Annotated in this window: 22 protein-coding genes; 21 read left to right on the top strand and 1 reads right to left on the bottom strand. The window is 38.5% G+C overall.

The annotated features are described in order from the left end of the window. The first annotated feature begins 1 nt into the window (after position 1). From rlmN to MKZ17_RS15405, 6 genes are read left to right on the top strand one after another with little or no spacing between them, the layout of a single operon-like run. Positions 2 to 1,150: a 23S rRNA (adenine(2503)-C(2))-methyltransferase RlmN gene (gene rlmN, locus MKZ17_RS15430; protein WP_340724621.1), complete on the top strand. Its 1,149-nt coding sequence runs from the start codon at positions 2 to 4 to the stop codon at positions 1,148 to 1,150. Positions 1,151 to 1,160: 10 nt separating this feature from the next. After that, positions 1,161 to 1,907, top strand: a complete 747-nt coding sequence (locus MKZ17_RS15425) for a Stp1/IreP family PP2C-type Ser/Thr phosphatase (RefSeq protein ID WP_340724620.1) — start codon at positions 1,161 to 1,163, stop codon at positions 1,905 to 1,907. A gap of 2 nt (positions 1,908 to 1,909) precedes the next feature. Beyond that, positions 1,910 to 3,889: a Stk1 family PASTA domain-containing Ser/Thr kinase gene (gene pknB, locus MKZ17_RS15420; protein ID WP_340724619.1), complete on the top strand. Its 1,980-nt coding sequence runs from the start codon at positions 1,910 to 1,912 to the stop codon at positions 3,887 to 3,889. An 11-nt stretch (positions 3,890 to 3,900) separates the two neighbouring features. Then, positions 3,901 to 4,782 carry a ribosome small subunit-dependent GTPase A gene (gene rsgA / locus MKZ17_RS15415; RefSeq protein ID WP_340724618.1) on the top strand — a complete coding sequence of 294 codons (882 nt, stop codon included), beginning with the start codon at positions 3,901 to 3,903 and terminating at the stop codon, positions 4,780 to 4,782. A gap of 2 nt (positions 4,783 to 4,784) precedes the next feature. Further along, positions 4,785 to 5,450: a ribulose-phosphate 3-epimerase gene (rpe, locus tag MKZ17_RS15410; RefSeq protein ID WP_340724617.1), complete on the top strand. Its 666-nt coding sequence runs from the start codon at positions 4,785 to 4,787 to the stop codon at positions 5,448 to 5,450. Further along, positions 5,447 to 6,076, top strand: a complete 630-nt coding sequence (locus MKZ17_RS15405; RefSeq protein WP_340724616.1) for a thiamine diphosphokinase — start codon at positions 5,447 to 5,449, stop codon at positions 6,074 to 6,076. The genes rpe and MKZ17_RS15405 overlap by 4 nt, the downstream gene beginning before the upstream one ends. Before the next feature lie 199 nt (positions 6,077 to 6,275). Here MKZ17_RS15405 and rpmB read toward each other — a convergent pair whose 3' ends face one another. Next, positions 6,276 to 6,464 carry a 50S ribosomal protein L28 gene (gene rpmB, locus MKZ17_RS15400; protein WP_024362078.1) on the bottom strand — a complete coding sequence of 63 codons (189 nt, stop codon included), beginning with the start codon at positions 6,462 to 6,464 and terminating at the stop codon, positions 6,276 to 6,278. A 417-nt stretch (positions 6,465 to 6,881) separates the two neighbouring features. Here rpmB and MKZ17_RS15395 point away from each other — a divergent pair, with 417 nt between their 5' ends. The 15 genes from MKZ17_RS15395 (at position 6,882) to MKZ17_RS15325 (ending at position 23,372) form a co-directional block, all read left to right on the top strand. After that, a complete protein-coding gene (locus MKZ17_RS15395; RefSeq protein WP_241367942.1) occupies positions 6,882 to 7,244 on the top strand; it encodes an Asp23/Gls24 family envelope stress response protein in 363 nt (120 codons plus the stop codon). Positions 7,245 to 7,262: 18 nt separating this feature from the next. Further along, positions 7,263 to 8,909: a DAK2 domain-containing protein gene (locus tag MKZ17_RS15390; RefSeq protein WP_340724615.1), complete on the top strand. Its 1,647-nt coding sequence runs from the start codon at positions 7,263 to 7,265 to the stop codon at positions 8,907 to 8,909. A 216-nt stretch (positions 8,910 to 9,125) separates the two neighbouring features. Then, positions 9,126 to 9,788, top strand: coding sequence for an L-serine ammonia-lyase, iron-sulfur-dependent subunit beta (gene sdaAB / locus MKZ17_RS15385; protein ID WP_340724614.1), 663 nt, complete (start codon positions 9,126 to 9,128; stop codon positions 9,786 to 9,788). 14 nt (positions 9,789 to 9,802) lie between these two features. Next, a complete protein-coding gene (gene sdaAA, locus MKZ17_RS15380) occupies positions 9,803 to 10,723 on the top strand; it encodes an L-serine ammonia-lyase, iron-sulfur-dependent, subunit alpha (protein WP_340724613.1) in 921 nt (306 codons plus the stop codon). 131 nt (positions 10,724 to 10,854) lie between these two features. Beyond that, positions 10,855 to 12,903, top strand: a complete 2,049-nt coding sequence (gene recG / locus MKZ17_RS15375; RefSeq protein ID WP_340724612.1) for an ATP-dependent DNA helicase RecG — start codon at positions 10,855 to 10,857, stop codon at positions 12,901 to 12,903. 74 nt (positions 12,904 to 12,977) lie between these two features. Beyond that, positions 12,978 to 13,397 (top strand): VOC family protein, encoded by a 420-nt coding sequence (locus tag MKZ17_RS15370; RefSeq protein WP_340724611.1) that lies wholly within the window; start codon positions 12,978 to 12,980, stop codon positions 13,395 to 13,397. A gap of 123 nt (positions 13,398 to 13,520) precedes the next feature. Beyond that, positions 13,521 to 14,093 carry a transcription factor FapR gene (gene fapR / locus MKZ17_RS15365; RefSeq protein WP_340724610.1) on the top strand — a complete coding sequence of 191 codons (573 nt, stop codon included), beginning with the start codon at positions 13,521 to 13,523 and terminating at the stop codon, positions 14,091 to 14,093. Next, positions 14,090 to 15,085: a phosphate acyltransferase PlsX gene (gene plsX / locus MKZ17_RS15360; protein ID WP_340724609.1), complete on the top strand. Its 996-nt coding sequence runs from the start codon at positions 14,090 to 14,092 to the stop codon at positions 15,083 to 15,085. Before fapR ends, plsX begins: the two co-directional genes overlap by 4 nt. A 27-nt stretch (positions 15,086 to 15,112) precedes the next feature. Beyond that, positions 15,113 to 16,066: an ACP S-malonyltransferase gene (gene fabD, locus MKZ17_RS15355; protein ID WP_340724608.1), complete on the top strand. Its 954-nt coding sequence runs from the start codon at positions 15,113 to 15,115 to the stop codon at positions 16,064 to 16,066. Beyond that, positions 16,057 to 16,803, top strand: a complete 747-nt coding sequence (gene fabG, locus MKZ17_RS15350; protein ID WP_340724607.1) for a 3-oxoacyl-[acyl-carrier-protein] reductase — start codon at positions 16,057 to 16,059, stop codon at positions 16,801 to 16,803. The genes fabD and fabG overlap by 10 nt, the downstream gene beginning before the upstream one ends. A gap of 35 nt (positions 16,804 to 16,838) precedes the next feature. Next, entirely contained in the window at positions 16,839 to 17,075 is a 237-nt protein-coding gene (gene acpP, locus MKZ17_RS15345) for an acyl carrier protein (protein WP_340724606.1), read from the top strand. Between the two features lie 189 nt (positions 17,076 to 17,264). Then, the gene (gene rnc / locus MKZ17_RS15340) at positions 17,265 to 18,026 is read left to right on the top strand and encodes a ribonuclease III (RefSeq protein ID WP_340724605.1); all 762 of its coding nucleotides are present in this window, start codon (positions 17,265 to 17,267) and stop codon (positions 18,024 to 18,026) included. Position 18,027: 1 nt separating this feature from the next. Next, complete coding sequence (gene smc / locus MKZ17_RS15335) at positions 18,028 to 21,606, top strand: chromosome segregation protein SMC (protein WP_340724604.1); 3,579 nt, start codon at positions 18,028 to 18,030, stop codon at positions 21,604 to 21,606. Continuing rightward, entirely contained in the window at positions 21,606 to 22,871 is a 1,266-nt protein-coding gene (gene ftsY / locus MKZ17_RS15330) for a signal recognition particle-docking protein FtsY (protein ID WP_340724603.1), read from the top strand. The genes smc and ftsY overlap by 1 nt, the downstream gene beginning before the upstream one ends. Before the next feature lie 165 nt (positions 22,872 to 23,036). Further along, entirely contained in the window at positions 23,037 to 23,372 is a 336-nt protein-coding gene (locus MKZ17_RS15325) for a putative DNA-binding protein (protein ID WP_340724602.1), read from the top strand. Positions 23,373 to 23,375: the final 3 nt, after the last annotated feature.

Below are 23,375 nucleotides of genomic sequence, written 5' to 3'. Positions count from 1 at the left end.
AATGGAGCAAGAACAATTAAAAAAATTTGAAGAACGTATTCAGGATTTAGTAGAGGAAGCAACAGATAAGCCAGTGCGACGTGAAAAAAAGGAAAAGCCCCAACTGAAACCGTCTATCTATTCATTACGTCTAGATGAATTAAAAGAATGGTTAACGAGTAATGGAGAAAAAGCCTTCCGTGCAGGGCAAATTTATGAATGGCTTTATGAAAAACGTGTAAAAACCTTTGAAGAAATGTCAAACCTATCAAAAGGCTTACGTGAAAAGTTAGAAAAAGAATTTGTGTTAACTACACTTTCAACAATTATTAAGCAAGAGTCAAAAGATGGTACGATTAAGTTTTTATTCCAATTACAAGATGGCTATTCAATTGAAACCGTATTAATGCGCCACGATTACGGAAATTCAATTTGTGTTACGACACAAGTAGGCTGCCGTATTGGCTGTACGTTTTGTGCCTCAACATTAGGTGGCCTAAAACGTCATTTAATGGCAGGAGAAATTGTTGAGCAAGTAGTAAAAGTACAACAACAGCTTGATGAAACAAACGAACGTGTATCGAGCATTGTTATTATGGGGATTGGCGAACCGTTTGATAACTATGATGCGATGATGAACTTCCTGAAAATTATGAATGATGATAAAGGATTAAATATTGGTGCACGACATATAACTGTATCAACATCAGGTATTGTACCAAAAATTTATCAATTCGCAGATGAAGGGATGCAAATTAACTTTGCTGTATCACTGCACGCACCAAACCAAGAGGCGCGTCAAAAGTTAATGCCGATTGCTCGTGCCTATAAATTAGAGGAATTAATGGAGGCAGTCAATTACTATACAAAGAAAACAGGACGTCGTGTTACATTTGAATATGGCTTAATGTCAGGTGAAAATGATACGGAAGAAGTAGCATTAGAACTAGCAGCATTAATAAAAAATATTAAATGCCATGTCAATTTAATTCCGATCAACTACGTACCAGAGCGTGACTATATTCGTACATCGCGCAGTAAAATTTTTGCCTTTGAAAAAACGTTAAAAGAAAAAGGAATTAATGTAACGATCCGTCGTGAGCAAGGGGCAGATATTGCAGCGGCTTGTGGTCAGTTACGAGCGCAAGAACGATCACACGAAACAAAGTAGGTGGATTAAAGTGGACTTTACAGTGGAAAGTGATATTGGGTTAAAGCGAACAATTAATGAAGATCGGGCGGCTTTTTTTGAGCGCCCTGATCGTTTTAAGCTTGCGATTTTAGCAGACGGCATGGGTGGACATAATGCAGGCGATGTAGCTAGTGAAATGGCGATTAGTGAGATGGAGCAATTATTTCTAGAAGTAGAGGCTAACGTTTTAGCTGCAAAAGCTACGAAAATGGAATGGTTACGAGACGCGGTTTCACATATTAATCAAACAATTTATCAGTATTCGTTAACACATGAAAATTGCAACGGTATGGGTACAACGATGATTGCTATTCTACTTGATGGAAAGGACTGCTTAATTAGCCATGTCGGAGATAGTCGTGTATATCATTTTACAAATAATGAAGTTCAGTTAATTACACGAGATCATTCGTACGTCAATATTTTGCTGGAAAGTGGCGAAATTAGTGAAGAAGAAGCGCAAAATCATCCACAGCGAAATTTTATTTTAAAAGCACTAGGAACGGAAATATCCATAGATCCAGACTTTTATGAAATTACATTGACAAATGAAGCCTATTTGCTAATTTGTTCGGATGGATTGAGTAATAAACTATCGGCAAGAGAAATGGCTACTATTATTGAGTTACCTATTTCGATTCAAGAGAAAGGGAAAAAATTAGTTCAACTTGCAAATGATAGTGGGGGCGAAGATAATATTTCGCTTATTTTAATGACAACTCAAGAGGAGGTGTAGAAATGCTTGTAGGTAAACATATTAGTGGTCGATATAAAATTATACAGCTTATTGGCGGTGGCGGAATGTCCAATGTGTATTTAGCCCATGACATTATATTAAATCGCGATGTAGCTATCAAAATTTTACGATACGACTTTACAAATGAAGAGGAATTCCATCGACGTTTCCAGCGTGAAGCATTGTCTGCAACGAGCCTTACGAATCCGAATATTGTCAGTATTTATGATGTAGGCGAAGATGAAGATATGCATTATATCGTCATGGAGTACATTAAGGGGAAAACATTAAAACAATACATACAGGAGTTTTCACCTTTATCTGCTGCCCGTAGTGTGCATATTATGAAGCAACTGACATCGGCAATTGCCCATGCGCATGAAAATGGAATTATTCATCGAGATATTAAGCCACAAAATATTTTGATGGATGAAGAAGGAAATGTGAAAATTACTGATTTTGGCATTGCAACATCTCTTGGAGCAACGTCTTATACGCAAACGAATTCTGTTATTGGTACAGTGCATTATTTATCACCAGAACAGGCGCGCGGTGGATTAGCAACAATGAAATCGGATGTATACTCACTTGGCATTGTGTTCTATGAGCTTTTAACGGGTGAATTACCGTTTTCGGGTGAATCTGCTGTATCGATTGCCTTAAAGCATTTGCAATCGGAAACGCCTTCTGTTCGAGAATTTGATGCATCGATTCCACAAAGTGTCGAAAATATTGTCCTGAAGGCAACCGCAAAAGATACAAATCATCGATATGCTTCTGCTGAAGAAATGCATGAAGATTTGGAAACGTCTTTATCGATGAATCGCATAAATGAACCGAAATTTATGCCACCACTAGATGATGATGCAACGAAGCTCATACCGATAATTAAAGATCCAAAAGTAGAGCCAGCAAAGAAGCAACCGGTAGTGGATCAAACGCTGATAATGGATAAGAAATTAGGGGATTCCCCCGTTTCAAAGCAAAAACAAAAACCTAAGACAAATTCAAAAAAGAAATGGTCACTTATTGTAGGTGTTGCGGCGGTACTTCTTATACTAGGCACAGTTCTTGCGTTCTTATTAACACCAGATAAAGAGAAAGTTCCAGATGTAGTGAACATGGAATTAGAACAAGCGATTCGTTCATTAGAGGAAAAGGGCTTTGTCATTGGTGAGCAAGAAGAACGTTATAACGAAGAGGTGGAGGCTGGAAAAGTCATTGAAACGAATCCATCTGCCGGCTTAGAGAAAGTAAAAGGAACCGAGATAGACCTAATTATAAGTATCGGGAAACAACCTGGCACTATGGACGACTTCGTTGGAAAACAAGTTGAACAAGTATTGGCGACGTTAGATAGCCAAGAAGTTAAATTTAAGGAAGTAAAAATTAACGAAGTATATTCAAATAATGTTGATGGAGAAATTATCGATCAATCACCTAGTGCTGGAGAAGAAGTCATCGTAGAGGATACTGAAATTGTTTTAACGGTAAGTAAAGGACCGGAGAAGGTAACCCTTATTAACCTAGTAGGGAACTTCAATGAGGCAAATTTGAAGGAATATGAAAGAAGCTCTGGTTTTAAAATCCGTATTACAGGCGAGAAATATTCGAACACAGTGCCTGCTGGGAATGTGATGGAGCAAACACCAAAAGCAGGATCAAATTTAGAACAAGGTAGCACCGTTAATGTAGTCCTATCGAAAGGACCTGAAGCGAAAAAACAAAAACTATATACACTTAGAGTCGATATTCCGTATGAGCCTTTAGAAGAAGGTTCCGAACAGACAGTTTCGGTTTATATTCAAGATAAAACACGTACGATGGCGGAGCCAGTTGAAACAATAAAAATCACCGAATCAACAAGTTATTTAATTCAGTTGGAAATTGTCGAAGGAGATAAGGCGGCGTACCAAATTGTTCGAGATAATAACGTGATCGCGAACGAAACAATTACGTACGACAGCCTGGTGAAGGAATAAGGAGGAGTTGGATGGCGCAAGGCCAAATTCGAAAAGCATTAAGCGGTTATTATTATATTGAAAAGGATGGCGAGCTAATCCAATGTCGTGGGCGAGGGATTTTCCGTAACCGAGGAGAATCCCCGTTAGTTGGCGATTTTGTCGACTATACGTATGATGGTGAATCAGATGGCTCTGTTGATAAAATTTATGAGCGTAAAAACGCATTAGTTCGTCCACCTATTGCCAATGTAGATCAAGCACTTCTTGTTTTTTCTGCTAAAGAGCCAGATTTCAATACGATTTTATTAGATCGTTTTTTAGTTGTCCTAGAATCTTTTCAAGTACAGCCAATCATCATTTTAACAAAAATGGATTTACTTAATGATGATGAAAAAAAGACGCTGGAGCAATATGTGAGTGATTATGAAGCAATTGGTTATGAAATTATTCAAACCTACAAGAACGACGCAAGCTTAATGGCAAAAATTGAACCTTTATTACAAGGTAAGACATCTGTTTTAGCCGGGCAATCAGGAGTCGGTAAATCGACATTATTAAATACGCTATTACCTGAGCTTGAGTTAAAAACAGGTATTATTTCGAAAAGCTTAGGGCGTGGAAAGCATACAACACGCCATGTGGAATTAATTGAAGTATGTGGGGGTCTATTAGCAGATACACCAGGCTTTAGTTCCTTTGATTTTGATACAATTGAAAAAGAGGAATTGACGAGCTGCTTCCCGGAATTTCTACGTTTAAGCGAAGACTGTAAATTCCGTGGATGTTTGCATAAAAAAGAGCCTAAGTGTGCTGTGAAGGCTGCTTTAGAAGCAGGAGAGATTCGTCCATATCGCTACGAGCACTATGAACAATTTTTACAAGAAATTATCGATCGAAAGCCGAGGTACTAAACATGATTAAAATTGCACCATCAATTTTAGCAGCAGATTTTGCAAAGCTAGGTCAAGAAGTAAAAGAGGTTGAAGCAGCAGGAGCAGAACTAATCCATATTGATGTAATGGATGGTCACTTTGTACCAAATATATCTTTTGGGGCAATTGCGTTAGAAGCAATTCGACCGCTTTCAACATTACCGATGGATGTTCATTTAATGATTGAAAATCCAGACCAATATATCGAACAGTTTGCAAAAGCTGGTGCAGATTATATAACGGTACATGTAGAGGCATGCCGTCATTTGCATCGTACAATTCAATTAATTCGTTCATTTGGTGTGAAGCCTGGTGTTGTATTAAATCCACATACACCGATTGAAACTATTCAGCACATTTTAGAGGACATCGATATGGTGTTATTTATGACAGTGAACCCTGGTTTTGGTGGGCAAAAATTCATTGAATCGGTTGTACCAAAAGTCGAAGCTTTATCGAACATTATTAAAGAGCGCGGCTTAAACATTGAAATTGAAATTGATGGTGGCATTAATGCAGAAACGATCGTGCCGTGTGCAAAAGCAGGTGCAACAATTTTTGTTGCAGGCTCAGCAATTTACGGGAAAGAAAATCGCGCACAAGCTTTACAAGAAATTAAACAAGCAGGATTGGACGCAATTAAGTGATTGTAGCCATTTGCGCAGGCGGCCCTATTGAAGAGGTCGCCTTTTCTTTAACACCACATGTATGGATTGGGGTTGATCGAGGAGCCCTCTATTTAATCGATCAACACATTATCCCTAATGAAATTGTCGGCGACTTTGACTCTGTTACAGAAGCTGAATTTGCGCGAATTTCAGCATCTGTTGCACATATTGAACAGTTTCAAGCAGAAAAAGATGAGACAGATACAGATTTAGCTTTGCAAAGAGCTCTTCAATATAAGCCGAGTGAAGTTTGGTTAACTGGTGTAACAGGAGGACGTCTTGATCACTATGAAGCTACGCTAAGATCACTCTATGCTTTGCAAACTTCGTATCCGTCTATTCAATTTAAAATAGTTAATCCACAAAATGAAATTTGTTTTCTTTTGCCCGGACTACATAATCTAAAAAAATCGAGTTATGAGTATGTTTCCTTTTTTGCTTATGGACATCGGCTCGAAGAGGTAACATTACGTGGTGTAAAGTATGAAACGACGAATGAAGTGATCGAGCAAGGGACAACTCGTTTTACGAGTAATGAAATCCTCGCAGAAGGGTCTATTTCCTTTAATGGTGGCATATGTTTAATGATAATGAGTAAAGACTAAGGAGGAGAATTCCTGAAGGTTTATACGTTTCAGTTGCCGAAGTGGATTAGTGGTATGGCAAGAGGTTGTGTCAAGTTGTTCCGCCGTGAGAAAAAGAGTTAAAGAAAACGATGGTTATAGTTCGTTTTTTAACGAACTATAACCATTTTTTTATCCAAAATAAAAAGAGCATCAGCTTATTGCTGATGCTCTAACGCGATTATACGCGCTCGATTTTACCTGATTTTAAAGCACGAGCAGAAACCCATACACGTTTTGGCTTACCGTTAACTAAAATGCGAACTTTTTGAAGGTTAGCACCCCAAGTACGTTTGTTAGCGTTCATAGCGTGTGAACGGTTATTGCCTGTACGAGCTTTACGGCCAGTAATTACACATTGTTTTGGCATTGTAAAATTCCTCCTTACAGCTGAATCTGAAATCGGTATTTCAGTTCGATATTTCACATACCATAATAATTTAACACACCTACCGAACGAGTGCAAGACATTTTACACAACCTTTCAAGAAAAAAACCTTTACACCTATTTTGTTGTAGAATGGTTGATAAGTGGGAGCAACAAAAAATTTTCATTTTGCCTAATCATTTTGAATTCTTTAGGAAAAGCTAGGATAAATGCCTAGCTTTTTTTATAATTCCGTTTGCTACTCAATTTGAATAATTATTTTACTAAAATTACGAAATAAACGTCGACTTTTGTCATAAAAAAACACTTCCAACTGGACGTAGATGAACGTTTTCTTTTATAATCGACTTTTGTGTAGTACAATATAGATTAGTCAAATAGAGCCAAGGGGGCATTACTATGTCAGTAGAATTAAATAACGAATTCGGCCATATTGATATTTCAAATGATGTGATTGCACAAATTGCTGGTGGAGCAGCGATCGAATGCTATGGTATTGTAGGCATGGCATCAAAACACCAAATTCGTGACGGTTTAACAGATATTTTACGTAAAGAGAATTTTGCTAAAGGTGTACTTATTCGTCAAGAAGGTGAAGACCTACATATTGATATGTACATTATTGTCAGCTATGGTACAAAAATTTCTGAAATTGCATATCAAGTTCAGTCGAAAGTAAAATACACAGTAAATAAAACATTAGGTATGAGCGTTAAGTCGGTTAATATTTTTGTTCAAGGCGTTCGTGTTGCGAATGTGTAAGAGGAGGAAATGAATCGGATGAAGTCTTTAGACGGAATTAAATTTGCTGAAATGGTTCAAATGGGTGCTCATCACCTATACCAAAATGCAAGTTATGTAGATTCACTAAACGTATTCCCTGTACCAGACGGGGATACAGGTACAAATATGAATTTGTCAATGACATCTGGTGCTACTGAAACGGAGGCAAACGTAAACAAGCATATTGGTAAAACTGCACAAGCTTTATCAAAGGGCTTACTTATGGGTGCACGTGGTAACTCAGGTGTTATTTTATCGCAATTATTCCGTGGTTTCGGAAAAGCGATTGAAAAAGAAGCGGCAATTGACGCAAAAGGTTTAGCGAATGCATTCCAAGCAGGTGTCGATACAGCATATAAAGCAGTTATGAAGCCCGTGGAAGGCACAATCCTAACTGTAGCACGTGAAGCGGCAGCAAAAGGTGTAGAAGTTGCAGAAACAGAAGACGATCTAATCGCTTTAATGGAAGCATTTATTGGGGAAGCTAAGGCATCACTAAATCGTACACCAGATTTACTACCTGTTTTAAAAGAAGTAGGCGTAGTAGATAGCGGTGGTCAAGGATTAGTATTTGTTTATGAAGGTTTCCTTGCTTCATTAAAGGGTGAGCCACTGCCAGAAAAAAATGAATCATCATTAGATGATTTAATTAACGCAGAACATCATCGTGTACAAGATTTCATGGACACATCAGACATTGAGTTTGGATATTGTACAGAAATCATGGTACGCCTCGAAGCGGATAAAGAGCCTTTTGATGAGGAGCACTTCCGCCAAGAGTTAAATCCGATGGGTGACTCATTATTAGTTATTTCGGATGATGAAATTGCAAAAGTACATATTCACTCGGAAACTCCAGGTGCAGTACTTGCAGCAGGTCAAAAATATGGTAGCTTAATTAAAATTAAAGTTGATAACATGCGTGAACAACATTCTGCTATCGTGAATGACACATCTAAACCAGCGCCAAAGCCAGCTCAACAAAAAATTCCATATGCGATTGTTACAATTGCAATGGGTGAGGGTGTATCAAATTTATTACGTTCAATCGGTGCATCTTATGTAATTGAAGGGGGTCAAACGATGAACCCTTCAACAGAAGATATCGTAAAAGCCGTAAAAGAAATTGGTGCTGAACGCGTCTTAATTTTACCAAATAATAAAAACATTATTATGGCAGCAGAACAAGCAGCTGAACTTTTAGAAATCGAAGCGGCTGTAGTTCCTACAAAAACAATTCCTCAAGGGATGGCAGCTATTTTAGCATTTAATCCTGAGGAGTCAGTTGAAAACAATAAAAACTACATGACAGAAGGCTTTGCTCACGTAAAGACTGGTCAAGTAACATTCGCAGTTCGTGATACATCAATCGATGGTGTTGAAATTCGCAAAGACGACTATATGGCACTTGCTGAAGGCAAAATCATTTTATCAACACCTGAAATGATGGATGCAGCGAAGAAAGTGTTAGAAGGCTTAATGGATGAGGATTCTGAAATTGTAACAGTAATTTATGGTGAGGATGCAACAGCAGCTCAAGCAGAACAATTACAAACCTTTATTGAAGAAAACTATCCGGATGCGGAAGTAGAAATTGTTGAAGGAAAACAATCATTATATCCATTTATCTTATCTGTAGAGTAAAATAAAAGCAGTGCGTACACATTATTGTGCGCACTGCTTTCCTCGTCTAGGCTATTTGTTTTTGGATTTTTTTGAAAAAGCACCCTTTCAACAATAGTGCATTAAAGTTAGTTTCCTTTTATATGAATTACGATTGATTGATAGAAAATTTGTTAATTGTAGCATAAATGGTTAAAATGATAGTAAAAGAATGTATGAATGAAAAGGAGGTACTTCATGAAATTTACATCGGTATTCGATATTATTGGGCCAGTGATGATTGGCCCATCCTCCTCGCATACAGCAGGAGCTGCTCGTATCGGTCGTGTAGCACGTGACTTATTTGGGCGCCAACCGAAGTGGGTAAAAATTTATTTATACGGTTCCTTTGCAGAAACGTATCGTGGTCATGGCACAGATGTTGCATTAATTGGTGGATTATTAGATTACGATACGGATGATGAACGAATTAAAACGGCTTTTGAAGAAGCGGAAAAAGCAGGTCTTGAATTTGAGTTCATTCCAGAGACAGCAAATCGAGAGCATCCAAATACAGCACGTCTTGTAATGGGGGATGCTGAATCAGAATTAAGCGTTGAAGGTATTTCTATAGGCGGAGGGAAAATTGAAATTAGTGAGGTGAATGGCTTTAAACTTCGACTAACAGGTGGTATGCCAGCCATTTTAGTCGTTCATGATGACCGTGCAGGATGCATTGCCAATGTCGCCAACTGTTTAGCAATGCATAATGTGAACATTGGGCATATGGAAGTGTCGCGTATTGAACGTGGGCTAACAGCGCTAATGGTTATCGAAGTCGATCAAAATATTGAAGATCGTATTATCGACCAAATTTCATACATCCCACATATAACAAAGGTTTCTAAAATTAACAACTAAGGGGGTGCACATACATGGATGTATTATTTCGTAGTGTTAGAGAATTAGTCGAACTTGCAGAAAATGAAGGGAAGCTCATCTCGGAAATTATGATTGAGCAAGAAATGTTAATTAGCGGGCGCACACGGGAAGAGATTTTTGCGCAAATGGATCGAAACTTAACTGTTATGGAGGAAGCTGTAGAACGAGGGTTACGTGGCGTTCAGTCAGTAACTGGCTTAACTGGTGGAGATGCCGTGTTAATTCAAAAATATATTGCATCAGGAAATACATTATCTGGTGAATTACTGTTAGATGCAGTAAGTAAGGCTGTAGCGACAAACGAAGTAAATGCTGCGATGGGAACAATTTGTGCAACACCGACAGCAGGTTCTGCAGGTGTTGTACCAGGTACGTTATTTGCCGTTCAAAACAAATTGAAGCCAACTCGTGAGCAAATGGTACGTTATTTGTTTACTTCAGGTGCATTTGGTTTTATTGTCGCGAATAATGCTTCCATTTCAGGTGCGGAAGGTGGTTGTCAAGCAGAAGTCGGAAGTGCATCTGCAATGGCAGCTGCTGCAATTGTCGAAGTGGCAGGAGGATCACCACAACAATGTGCAGAAGGCTTTGCGATTACGTTGAAAAATATGCTTGGTCTTGTATGTGATCCTGTAGCGGGTTTAGTTGAAGTACCTTGTGTAAAGCGTAATGCGATGGGGGCTTCGAATTCTTTAGTAGCGGCGGATATGGCTTTAGCGGGTGTAACTAGTCGCATTCCATGTGATGAAGTTATCGGCGCAATGTATCGGATCGGTCAAGCGATGAGCCCGAATCTAAAAGAAACAGCCCGCGGGGGATTAGCAGCAACACCTACGGGTAAAGCAATTACCCATGCGATTTTTGAGGGTGGAGACTTAAAGGCTATTTTAAAATCTAAAGTATCCAATAATTAAATAATAGTATTGATCTAAAACGATTTTGACTTTGTTCGAAATCGTTTTTTTTCTCATTGAATCTACTATTGTATACGAACATACGCACTGATTTTATGCTATGCTTATGGAAGAATTTATAGGTAAAGGAGATGTCGGAAATGGAGTTCGAACCGGTATCGAATTTAAAAGGAATAGGTAAGGAAACAGCAGAAGCACTTGAAAAGATGGGAATTCACACAGTACATGATTTAATATGGACATTTCCGTATCGTCATGAAGATTTTAGATTAAAAGATTTACTTGAAACACCCCATAATGAGCGTGTCACAATTGAAGCTCGTGTCGAAAGTGCTCCAACCGCCTTGTTTCTTGGCAAAAATAAATCACGTTTACAATTTACTGCCCTAGCAGGAAGACATTTAGTTAAAGTTGTATTTTTTAATCAGAACTATTTACGCCAAAAAATTATACCAGGCATGGTTATTACAGTTACAGGGAAATGGGATCGAGGTCGACAAGTAATAGTTGGATCTTCTGTTACGTTCGGTCCAAAGACAGATCAAATTGATTTTGAACCTGTCTATAGTTTGAAGGGAAATTTACAACAAAAGCGTTTTCGCAAATTCATGCGTCAAGCATTAGACGCTGTTTCGGATAGTATACAAGAGCCATTACCCGAAAGTCTCCGAACAAAATATCAGCTTGTAGAAATTCACCAAGCACTTGAAGGTGTTCATTTTCCTTTAGATGCAGAGCATGCCAAACAAGCGAGACGTCGTTTCGTATACGAGGAGCTTTTAGATTTTCAATTACGTATACAAGCTTTACGAAAAGCGAATAAGGAAAATGAAAAAGGGCTAACCATTCAATATGATTTAAATAAATTAAAACAATTTATTGCCACATTACCTTATGAGCTAACGGGTGCACAAAAGCGTGTAGTAAATGAAATTTGTAAAGACTTACTTACACCACAACGAATGAATCGTTTGTTACAAGGAGATGTTGGTTCTGGGAAAACAGTTGTTGCAGCCATAGGGCTGTATGCAGCGGTTTCAGCAGGTTATCAAGGTGCCTTAATGGCGCCAACTGAAATTTTAGCAGAACAACATGCGGATAATTTACATGCTTGGTTTGATGAGATTGGTGTGAAGGTGGCCCTACTTTCAGGTTCGACAAAAGCAAAAGCAAAAAGAGAGTTACTTGCTCAATTAGCAACTGGAGAAATTGATATTGTAATTGGTACGCATGCCCTCATTCAGCCGGACGTTATTTTTCATAAATTAGGCTTTGTTATTACCGATGAACAACATCGTTTTGGGGTAGAGCAACGTCGTGTGCTGCGGGAGAAGGGTGAAAATCCAGATGTGCTCTTTATGACAGCGACACCTATTCCTCGTACATTAGCAATTACCGCATTTGGAGAGATGGATGTGTCAATTATTGATGAATTACCAGCAGGACGTAAAGAAATCGAAACCCATTGGTTAAAAAAAGAGCAGTTGAATAGCGTATTATTGCGGATGACACAAGAGCTTGAAGCTGGAAGACAAGCATATGTTATTACACCGCTCATCGAAGAGTCGGATAAATTAGAAGTTCAAAATGCAGTGGAGGCGTATGAACAACTGCAAGCGTATTTTGGTAATCGTTTTAAAGTGGGACTTATGCATGGACGTTTACATCCAGATGAAAAGGATGCGGTGATGCGTGCATTTAGTGAAGGATCTGTGCATGTATTAGTATCAACAACAGTTGTCGAAGTAGGAGTAAATGTTCCGAACGCCACGTTTATGACTATTTATGATGCCGAACGATTTGGGCTTGCTCAACTTCACCAATTACGTGGACGTGTAGGGCGTGGTGAACATCAGTCGTATTGTGTTTTAATAGCGGATCCGAAAACCGATGAAGGAAAAGAGCGGATGTTGTCGATGACCGAAACGAATGATGGCTTCCGTTTAGCTGAAAAAGATTTAGAGTTGCGAGGCTCAGGGGACTTCTTTGGGAAACGGCAAAGTGGTTTACCTGAATTTAAGCTAGCTGATTTAGTGCATGACTATCGTGCTCTTGAAACGGCAAGGCAAGATGCAGCAAACCTTTTATATGATGAGGAATTTTGGCAATTACCTGAATATGCGGTGCTACGAGAAAAACTATCTACTTCGGGTGTATTAGAAGGCGAACGAATGGACTAAAGTGTTTATTTTTATTGTTGATTGGAAAGGGTAATTTTACGTTAATCAAATTATAAACGAGAAGAGGAAATGGAATGGGCAAAATGAATCCGTACTTTGTTTTTAATGGTGAAACCAAAGAGGCTGTAAAATTATATGCAAAAGTATTTAATGCAAAAAATGTAACGATTTCTACTTTTGGCGATTTACCACCGAATCCAGAACATCCTGTTCCGGCTGAGGCAAAAGATTTAGTAATGCATGCCTTAATTGAATTAGAAGAAGGGAAAATGATGTTCTCGGATACGTATCCAGGTTCACAACAGGTGACAATAGGTGATAATATTACGATTGCTTATTTTTCAAAGGATGAGGAAGAAATACAAACAATTTTTAATAGTCTTGCTGAAGGTGGCAATGTAACAATGCCATTGCAAGAAACATTTTGGAGTAAATGTTACGGACAAGTAACGGATAAATTCGGTGTTTTATGGCAATTAAGTCACGAAGCATAAACAAAAGAAGAGGGGATGCAACAAAAAAGTTGTTGCGTTCTTTTTTTTATCCATGTATATTGGTATTAGTACCAAGTGCTAATACTAATCTTATAGAAAATTAAAGGCAGGTAACAAATACGTATGAAGCGTTCAAAAAAAGAGCGTCAATCCATGTTGACTGAAAAAATAGCCGACAATCCTTTCGTTACAGATGAACAATTAGCAGCTGAATTTAATGTAAGCGTTCAAACGATTCGTCTGGATCGTATGGAGTTAGCCATTCCGGAGTTGCGTGAGCGTATTAAAGATGTTGCTGCAAAAAAATACGATGAAGTAAAGTCACTACCGCTTGATGAGGTCATTGGTGAAATTATTGATATTGAACTAGATAACCGTGCGCTTTCAATATTTGATGTCGGTGAAGAACACGTATTCCAAAGAAATGGTATTGCGCGAGGACATCATCTATTTGCGCAAGCGAACTCTTTAGCAGTTGCCGTAATTGACGATGAGCTAGCATTAACCGTGAAATCCAACATTTCATTTGTTAAGCCTGTTAAATCAGGAGATCGCGTTGTAACTAAAGCAATCGTCAAAGGGAAGCATGCTGAAAAAAATCGTACATTCATTGAAGTAACTTCTACTGTAGAAAATGAAGTTGTTTTCAAAGGTGAGTTTGAAATGTATCGCACGAAAGGTGAAGAAACAAAATGAAATTAGCCGTAGATGGTATGGGTGGAGATAACGCACCACAAGCGATTGTGGAAGGCGTATTAATGGCCCTAGATGATTTTCAAAATTTAGAAATTCTTTTATATGGGGACGAGCAAAAAATGACTCCCTATTTAAAGCAACATAATCGATTACAAGTTGTTCATTGTACAGAAGTAGTAGAAGCGGAAGACGATCCAGCTCGTGCAGTACGACGAAAAAAAGACTCTTCAATGGCTCGAATGCTTGAGGCTGTGGCCGAGGGGACAGCTGATGCGTGCCTATCTGCAGGAAACACTGGTGCACTAATGGCTGGTGGATTATTCAAAGTAGGGCGTATTGAAGGAGTATCTCGTCCAGCGCTTGCAACGACTTTACCTACAATGAATGGTGAAGGGTTCTTAATGCTTGATTTAGGAGCAAATGCAGATGCAAAGCCTGAAAACTTATTACAATATGCCATTATGGGTGATATTTATGTAAAACAAGTACGTGGACAAAAATCACCTCGTATTGGATTACTAAACATCGGTACAGAAGATAAAAAAGGCAATGAGTTAACAAAGGCAGCCTTCGCACAATTAAGTGAAGCAAATTTTAATTTTGAAGGTAATGTAGAGGCACGCGAATTATTAAATGGCGTAGCTGACGTGGTTGTAACGGATGGTTTTACAGGTAATATGGTTTTAAAAAGCATCGAGGGGACAGCGGGAGCGATATTCAAAATGTTAAAAGAGGCATTATTTGCTACTACGAAATCAAAATTCGCTGCGATGCTTGTAAAAAACGATTTGAAACAACTTAAAGATAAAATGGACTATACAGAGTATGGTGGCGCGGCATTATTCGGCTTAAAGTCACCAGTAATTAAAGCACACGGTTCTTCAAATCCACGTGCGATTTATAGTGCCATTCGACAAGCACACATTATGGTCGAACATAAAGTTTGTGAAACAATTGCAGAGACAATTGCACAAATGCCGAAATCAGAATAATTGATTCACAAAGGGGATAAGTTTAATATGTCTAAAATTGCTTTTATTTTTCCAGGACAAGGTTCGCAATCTGTGGGGATGGGTGCGGACTTTGTAGCCAATGACGAAAAAAGTAAAGAATTTTATGAGCGTGCTGATGAGGTGCTTGGGTTTTCATTGACGGATACGATATTAAACGGTCCGCAAGAAAAGCTAACACTAACGTATCATGCTCAGCCTGCGTTGCTTACATCAGGGGTGATGATTGCAAATAAGTTGCAGCAAGCGGGTGTTACGCCGCATTTTACAGCAGGGCACTCATTAGGGGAATATAGTGCACTTGTTGTAGCAAATGCCATTACTTTTGAAGATGCGGTAAAAACAGTTCACAGTCGGGGTGTATTTATGGACGAGGCAGTTCCAGCAGGTCAAGGTGCGATGGCTGCAATTCTAGCGTTAGACGGGGAAAAGCTAGATGCTATTTGTAGTCAAGTATCGGATGCGGGAGAAGTGGTGCAAGTTGCCAATTTCAACTGTCCAGGTCAAATTGTGATTTCGGGGACGAAACAAGGTGTCGATGAGGCATGCAGTAAGGCAAAGGAAGCTGGTGCAAAACGAGCGCTTCCATTAGTAGTAAGTGGACCATTCCATTCTACGCTTATGCAACCGGCTGCTCATAAATTAGCACAAGTTGTAGAAAATTTGACGGTGCAACAACCAACCATTCCAGTTGTCAGCAATGTTACTTCTGAAATATTGGACAGTGTTGAGCAAATTAAACAGGAATTAATTGCTCAAGTAACGAGTTCTGTAAGATGGGAGCAAAATGTTGAAAAGCTAATTGCTGAAGGGGTTACAATCTTTATTGAATGTGGTCCAGGAAAAGTATTATCTGGATTGGTCAAAAAAATCGATCGAAATGTAGAAACATATTGTGTTTATGATGAAGCAAGTTTAGCACAAGTAGTAGAAGCGTCGAAGGAGTGGACACAATGGGTTTAACGGGGAAATGTGCAGTTGTAACAGGTGCCTCACGAGGAATTGGTCGTGCAATTGCTCTAGAATTAGCTGCCCAAGGAGCAAAAGTTGTTGTCAATTATAGTGGCAGCGCAAAAAAAGCTGAGCAAGTTGTGGCGGAAATTAAAGCAAATGGCGGCGAAGCAATCGCAGTACAGGCGAATGTGGCGGATGCTGATGCTGTACAACAATTAATGAATAGTGCAGTGGATACGTATGGATCCCTTGATATATTAGTAAACAATGCAGGCATTACACGAGACAATTTACTAATGCGTATGAAAAATGATGAGTGGGATGATGTCATCAATACGAACTTAAAAGGCGTGTTTTTATGTATTAAGGCAGTTTCTCGTCAAATGATGAAACAACGTGCGGGGCGTATTATTAATATTTCTTCAATAGTAGGTGTAGCAGGGAATCCTGGGCAGGCTAATTATGTTGCAGCAAAAGCAGGAGTAATTGGTTTAACGAAAACGACTGCCCAAGAGCTTGCAAGTAGAAATATTTTAGTAAATGCAATCGCACCAGGCTTTATTACAACAGAAATGACAGAAGGTTTACCAGAAGAACTTAAGGATGGGATGTTGAAACAAATCCCGTTAGCGAAGCTTGGTCAACCAGAGGATATTGCAAAAGCAGTTGCATTCTTTGCTTCAGATAATGCAAGTTACATTACCGGTCAAACACTACATATTGATGGTGGTATGGTAATGGTGTAAGCAATTACCCATTTTCTTGAGGGGAGGTGACTGAGTTGTCTACAGTATTTGAGCGTGTTTCAAAAGTTATCGTTGATCGTTTAGGCGTTGACGAAAGCGAAGTGAAATTAGAAGCATCTTTCCGTGAAGATTTAGGTGCAGATTCATTAGACGTTGTTGAATTAGTAATGGAACTTGAAGATGAGTTCGATATGGAAATTTCTGATGAAGATGCAGAAAAAATCGGAACTGTTGGTGATGCTATTTCATACATCGAAAAGAAAATTAGCTAATCATGCATAAGGGGTATTCTATCACAAAAATTCATTGTGATAGAATACCTTTTTAGCTTTCATACATATATCCTAAGCTATGACTAGCGAATAATGTGTAATTACGTATATTTTTGACTGATACCCTTTGCACATTACTATAGAACAAGGTAAACTAACGATAGAAACTAGAAGGAAGGCAGAAACTCCATGATGCATAGAAGAAAAGGGAATAACCAAAAGTTAGGTGTTCTCCCTGAAAAAGTTAAATCTCAATTTCAAATTTTACAAGAGGAAGTCAACATTTACTTCCAAAAAAAAGAATTATTATATCAAGCCTTTACCCATTCATCTTATGTGAATGAGCATCGCCGAAAATTATTTACGGATAATGAACGCTTAGAATTTTTAGGGGACGCGGTACTTGAATTATCAGTATCCAAATATTTATTTGAGAAATTTCCAAATATGAGCGAAGGAGAGCTAACAAAGCTACGTGCTTCTATCGTATGTGAGCCGTCGTTAGTAGTATTTGCGAACGAATTAAACTTCGGTCAATTTGTACTCTTAGGTAAAGGTGAAGAATTGACGGGTGGTCGTGAACGTCCTGCACTTTTAGCGGACGTCTTTGAATCATTTGTTGGCGCCCTTTATTTAGACCAAGGATTAGAAGTAGTTGTAGCATTTTTAGAGCGTATCGTATTCCCTAAAGTAGAAATCGGTGCTTTTTCGCATGTGATGGATTTTAAAAGTCAGTTACAAGAAATTATTCAACAAACGAATAATGGATTACTTCATTATGAAATCGTTGATGAAAAAGGTCCAGCCCACAATCGTACATTCATTTCACGTGTCTTATTAAATGATCAAGAATTAGGTGTTGGACGAGGGAAATCAAAGAAAGAAGCTGAGCAGCAAGCAGCGCAAAGTGCCATGCTTACGCTAAAGCAGGCTAAGCAAGAGGGGGAATAATATGTTCCTTAAACGACTTGAAGTAGTAGGCTTCAAATCATTTGCCGAAAGAATAGGTATTGATTTTGTTCCTGGTGTAACAGCTGTGGTGGGACCAAATGGTAGTGGGAAAAGTAATGTTACGGATGCAATCCGATGGGTTTTAGGGGAGCAATCAGCGAAAAGCTTACGTGGTGCAAAGATGGAAGATGTTATATTTGCAGGAAGTGAATCACGTAAACCATTAAATTTTGCTGAAGTAACGCTCGTGTTAGATAATGAAGATGAGCGTGTCGCCATACCTTACACAGAAATTAGTGTAACAAGACGTGTGTATCGTTCAGGCGATAGCGAATATTTGCTGAATAATCAGCAATGTCGCCTTAAGGATATTACGGACTTGTTTATGGATTCAGGTCTAGGGAAAGAGGCTTTCTCAATTATTTCTCAAGGGCGTGTCGATGAAATTTTAAATAGCCGCCCTGATGACCGAAGAAGTATTTTTGAAGAAGCAGCAGGTGTATTAAAATATAAATTACGTAAGAAAAAAGCAGAGCATAAGCTTGTCGAAACGGATGAAAATTTAAATCGTGTACTTGATATTTTACACGAAATTGAAATCCGTTTAGAGCCGTTAAAAATTCAAGCTTCTAGTGCAAAAGATTATGTTCGTATGTCAGAGGAGCTAAAGGACTTTGATATTGCATTAATGGTTCATGATTTATTAGCACATGAAAAAACGTTAACAGCATATAATGATGATCAAAAAACATTGACTGCTACAGAAAAGCAGCATGCGGCAGAAATTGAACGTATCGAGCAAGATGTGCGAAAAACACGCAATGAATTAAAAGCAATTGATGAAGTGCTTGATATTTCTCAAGAGCAACTGGTTGAGGCAAGTGCAGAAGTAGAGCGTTGGGAAGGTCGAAAAGCATTATTTAATGAAAAACGTTCCAATGCAGAAAAACAAATTCAGCAATTACGTGAAAATTTAGTTCAAGCAACAGAAGTGGAGCAGGAGCTTCAATTAAAAGAGCAAGAAAAGCGTCAAGAGTTTACAGAAAAGCAAAAAGCAGTTCAACAAATTCGCTCGACAATGAAACAACTTGAACAAGCTTTAACACGTACTGCTTCAGAAATTGAACAGGAAATTGAAGAAGCAAAAAATGCGTACATTAACTTACTGAACGAAGAAGCAACAGTTAAAAATGAATTAAAACATATTAATCAACAGCTCACTCAAGAACAAGCCTCAGTGGAGCGTATGTCTGGTCGCTCATCAGAAATTCAAAAGGAATTAACTGGTGCGGTAACGTTAAAAGAAGTGACACAACAAGCGCTCGAGCAGGCTGAAAGTGCTCTTAAAGAGCAGTTGGGTAAATTTGATATTGTCCAAATGCAGCTTAAAACTGCGACTGCTGATTTAGATGAAAAGCAAGCGCTATTATATAAAGCCTATCAGCACCATCAGCAATTAAAGTCACGAAAAGATACATTAGCGGAGCTAGAGGCTGATTTTTCAGGGTTTTTCCACGGAGTTAAAGAAGTTCTTTTAGCACGAGATCGTAAGGAGTTACAAGGTATAGAAGGGGCAGTTGCTGAGTTAATCCAAGTGGAGACGAAGTATTCACAAGCGATTGAAACAGCTTTAGGTGCAGCTTCTCAACATATTGTGACAGATAATGAAGTACATGCTCAAAAGGCAATAGGCTGGTTAAAGCAAAAGCGTGCAGGGAGAGCGACGTTCTTACCGAAAACGGTTATGCGCTCACGCAAAATTCAACCGCAACAACTAATGGAAATTACTTCACATCCCGCCTATGTGGCACTTGCATTTGAACTTGTTGATTTTGCGCATGAAAATCAAACGATTATAGAAAATCTTTTAGGGAATGTTTTAGTAGCGTCAAATCTTGAAGGAGCAAGTCAAATTGCTCGTTTAGTAGGCTTTAAATATCGTGTAGTTACATTAGATGGCGATATAGTCAATGCAGGTGGCTCATTAACGGGTGGTGCTTTAAAACAGCAAAGTTCGTTGTTCTCACGCAAGGCTGAGCTTGAAAAGTTAGTTACTACATTAGAGAATATGGAAGCAACTATTCAAACAGCTGAACAAACAGTTAGTGTGAAAAAAGAAGAAATTGTTCATTTACGTCATTCACTTGATGAATTAAAGTTGCAAGGAGAATCACTTCGTGAGCAGGAGCAACATCACCGAGCGAAATTATTAGAACTTGAAATGACCGTGAAGAGCTTACAAACGACAGTATCCATTACTCAGTCAGAGCAAACGTCATTATCGACTCGAAAAGAGTCCTTAAACGAACAGCAACAAATCGCTGAAAAACGCTTAGAGGAATTACGAGATGAGCTTCAAACTGTACAACAAACTGTCGATGAGCTGACGTTGGCGAAAACACAAAGTGAAACGCAAAAAGATGTTTTACGTGAGCAATTAGCACAGCAACGTTCAGAGCTAGCTGTTGTTCAAGAGCAGTTAACACAAGTGCAAGCATCGATTGCAGGGATTGAATTAGATTTAACAAAAATACGCAATACCATCGATAAAATTTCCCAGGAAATCGAGTGGATTGAATCGGAGGATGGGTTAAATGGACCGTCTTCAGAGGAGCTTGTACAAACGATTACAGAATGGGCAAATAAGAAAGATGTATTAAGCGAAACGATTCAACAAAAGCGAGCATCACGAACAATCTTACATGAACAAGTAACGCAAGCGGAAATTCAATTGCAAGAAGTACAGCGTGTACATAAAAGCTTTATGGATGCTTTACGTACGTTAGAAATAAAACGTAGTCGAATTGAATTCGAAATGAATAATTTACAGCAGCAATTACTTGAACAATATGAATTAGATGTTTTAACTGCACAAGAAGAAGCAATTGCTATAGAAGAAGAGGAGCAAGTTCGTCGAAAAGTGAAGCTTTTAAAGCAATCAATTGAAGAGCTTGGGCCAGTTAACTTAGCTGCGATTGAGGAATATGACAGAGTACAAGAGCGTTATATATTCTTAAGTGAACAGCGTGAAGACTTAGTTGCCGCGAAGGATACATTGCATAAAGCAATTGATGAAATGGATGAAGAAATGACAGAACGCTTTAATGAGACGTTTAAGCAAATTCGCAAACAATTTACGATTTCATTTAAAGAGTTATTTGGAGGTGGCACGGCTGATTTAGTGCTACTTGATCCAGAAAATTTATTAGATACAGGAATTGAAATTATTGCGCAGCCACCAGGAAAGAAATTGCAAAGCTTAAGCCTACTTTCAGGTGGAGAGCGTGCATTAACAGCGATTGCACTTCTATTTGCAATTTTAAATACACGTCCAGTACCATTCTGTATTTTGGATGAAGTAGAGGCAGCATTAGACGAGTCGAACGTTGCACGTTATAGTGATTATTTGCGTAAATTTAGTGAAGAGACACAATTCATCGTTATTACACACCGAAAAGGGACGATGGAGGGTGCCGATGTTCTTTATGGTATTACGATGCAAGAGTCTGGTGTATCGAAGCTAGTATCAGTAAAACTAGAAGAGCAATCTGAATTAGTAGGTCAAGGGAGTGGCAGATAATGAGCTTTTTTAAGCGACTGAAAGAAAAGTTAGTTGGCGGCAATGAAGAAAAAGAACAATTGGAGCAACAAACACAAGGTGAAAAGCAGGAAATCGAAGATAAGTTTCAGCTTGATGTGCCAGAAGAAGTTACTGCACCTGCGGAAGAAAAGCAAGAAGTAATTGAAGTAGAAAATGTACAACCTGAACCTGAAGTTGTTTCGGCTGCAATTGAAGAAGATAAACATGAGGCGGATGGGGTTGACGAGGGTTCACAAAGTGAAATTTCAGAAGTTGTTGCTGAACAACAAAAAAAACAATCTGCTTGGTCGATTACACAAAAATTTAAAGCAGGCTTAGAAAAAACACGTAACTCATTTACGTCTAAAGTAAATGATTTAGTAGCGCGCTATCGTAAAGTGGATGAAGACTTCTTTGAAGAGCTTGAAGATGTACTTTTACAAGCGGATGTTGGCTTTGAAACTGTGATGGAATTAATGGATAAATTACGCTTTGAAGTTCAGCGTCAAAATATTAAAGATACAAGTGGTATTCAAGCAATAATTTCCGAAAAGCTTGTAGAAATTTATGAATCTGGTGAGGAAAATTTAACTGAATTAAATATCCAACAACAGGGCGATCTAACCGTTATTTTATTCGTTGGGGTTAATGGTGTAGGGAAAACGACAACAATTGGTAAATTAGCACATCGTTTAAAATCCGAGGGTAAAACCGTGATGCTTGCAGCGGGAGATACGTTCCGTGCAGGTGCAATTGATCAGTTACAAGTTTGGGGAGAACGTGTAGGTGTTGAAGTAATTGCGCAATCTGAAGGTTCAGACCCTGCTGCTGTTATGTACGATGCCATTCGCGCGGCCAAAAACCGCAATGCAGACGTATTAATTTGCGATACAGCGGGTCGTTTACAAAATAAAGTAAACTTAATGAATGAGTTAGAAAAAGTACACCGTGTTATTTCACGTGAAGTTCCAAATGCACCGCATGAAGTATTATTAGCATTAGATGCGACGACAGGTCAAAATGCACTTGTTCAAGCACAAATGTTCAAAGAGGTAACAAATGTAACGGGTATTGTGTTAACGAAGCTTGATGGTACTGCAAAAGGTGGTATCGTACTTGCTATTCGCAACAAGCTTCACATCCCAGTGAAATTTGTTGGCCTTGGTGAGAAAATGGATGACCTACAACCATTTGATGCAGAGCGATATGTATATGGTCTATTTGCAGAAGGTTTAGAAAAAGAATTAAAAGAAATAGAAGATTAATTTCTTCGCCATAATAAGAACTGCGCAAAAGTTTCGAACTTTACGCAGTTCTTTTTCCTTTTGAAAAAATTTGTTCCAAACAATCGAAGGACAAGGAGATTACCTTGACAGTAGCTTCGTTCAAGCTTATGATAAGGTAGACAAAATATGATTGGAGAGATAAAAATGCTACTTGAAAAAACAACACGCATGAACTTTCTCTTCGACTTTTATCAAGCATTATTAACGGAAAAACAGCGTAGCTATATGGAGCTTTATTATTTAGATGACAATTCACTTGGTGAAATTGCAGAAAGCTACAATATTTCACGCCAAGCTGTTTATGATAATATTCGTCGTACTGAGGCGATGCTTGAAGAATATGAAGAAAAATTAAATCTTTTTGAAAAATTTCAACAGCGTCAGCAAGTGTTAAAGCAACTGACAGATGCGATACAGAATGAAGCCTCTACAATGGAGGATAAATTAGCATTAGTTGAACAATTGAAGGAATCGGATTAGGAG

This window comes from Solibacillus sp. FSL R7-0682 (genome assembly GCF_038005985.1).
Taxonomy (GTDB): Bacteria; Bacillota; Bacilli; order Bacillales_A; family Planococcaceae; genus Solibacillus.
Note: the sequence above shows the minus strand (reverse complement) of the source record. Positions and strands in the feature narration are given on the sequence as shown.

Excerpts from the sequence above, each read along its gene's own strand:
- rlmN (WP_340724621.1), top strand. The coding sequence starts at position 2 with ATGGAGCAAGAACAATTAAAAAAATTTGAAGAACGTATTCAGGATTTA.
- pknB (WP_340724619.1), top strand. The coding sequence starts at position 1,910 with ATGCTTGTAGGTAAACATATTAGTGGTCGATATAAAATTATACAGCTT.
- rsgA (WP_340724618.1), top strand. The coding sequence starts at position 3,901 with ATGGCGCAAGGCCAAATTCGAAAAGCATTAAGCGGTTATTATTATATT.
- rpe (WP_340724617.1), top strand. The coding sequence starts at position 4,785 with ATGATTAAAATTGCACCATCAATTTTAGCAGCAGATTTTGCAAAGCTA.
- rpmB (WP_024362078.1), bottom strand. The coding sequence starts at position 6,464 with ATGCCAAAACAATGTGTAATTACTGGCCGTAAAGCTCGTACAGGCAAT.
- MKZ17_RS15395 (WP_241367942.1), top strand. The coding sequence starts at position 6,882 with ATGTCAGTAGAATTAAATAACGAATTCGGCCATATTGATATTTCAAAT.
- MKZ17_RS15390 (WP_340724615.1), top strand. The coding sequence starts at position 7,263 with ATGAAGTCTTTAGACGGAATTAAATTTGCTGAAATGGTTCAAATGGGT.
- sdaAB (WP_340724614.1), top strand. The coding sequence starts at position 9,126 with ATGAAATTTACATCGGTATTCGATATTATTGGGCCAGTGATGATTGGC.
- sdaAA (WP_340724613.1), top strand. The coding sequence starts at position 9,803 with ATGGATGTATTATTTCGTAGTGTTAGAGAATTAGTCGAACTTGCAGAA.
- recG (WP_340724612.1), top strand. The coding sequence starts at position 10,855 with ATGTCGGAAATGGAGTTCGAACCGGTATCGAATTTAAAAGGAATAGGT.
- MKZ17_RS15370 (WP_340724611.1), top strand. The coding sequence starts at position 12,978 with ATGGGCAAAATGAATCCGTACTTTGTTTTTAATGGTGAAACCAAAGAG.
- fapR (WP_340724610.1), top strand. The coding sequence starts at position 13,521 with ATGAAGCGTTCAAAAAAAGAGCGTCAATCCATGTTGACTGAAAAAATA.
- plsX (WP_340724609.1), top strand. The coding sequence starts at position 14,090 with ATGAAATTAGCCGTAGATGGTATGGGTGGAGATAACGCACCACAAGCG.
- fabD (WP_340724608.1), top strand. The coding sequence starts at position 15,113 with ATGTCTAAAATTGCTTTTATTTTTCCAGGACAAGGTTCGCAATCTGTG.
- fabG (WP_340724607.1), top strand. The coding sequence starts at position 16,057 with ATGGGTTTAACGGGGAAATGTGCAGTTGTAACAGGTGCCTCACGAGGA.
- rnc (WP_340724605.1), top strand. The coding sequence starts at position 17,265 with ATGATGCATAGAAGAAAAGGGAATAACCAAAAGTTAGGTGTTCTCCCT.
- smc (WP_340724604.1), top strand. The coding sequence starts at position 18,028 with ATGTTCCTTAAACGACTTGAAGTAGTAGGCTTCAAATCATTTGCCGAA.
- ftsY (WP_340724603.1), top strand. The coding sequence starts at position 21,606 with ATGAGCTTTTTTAAGCGACTGAAAGAAAAGTTAGTTGGCGGCAATGAA.
- MKZ17_RS15325 (WP_340724602.1), top strand. The coding sequence starts at position 23,037 with ATGCTACTTGAAAAAACAACACGCATGAACTTTCTCTTCGACTTTTAT.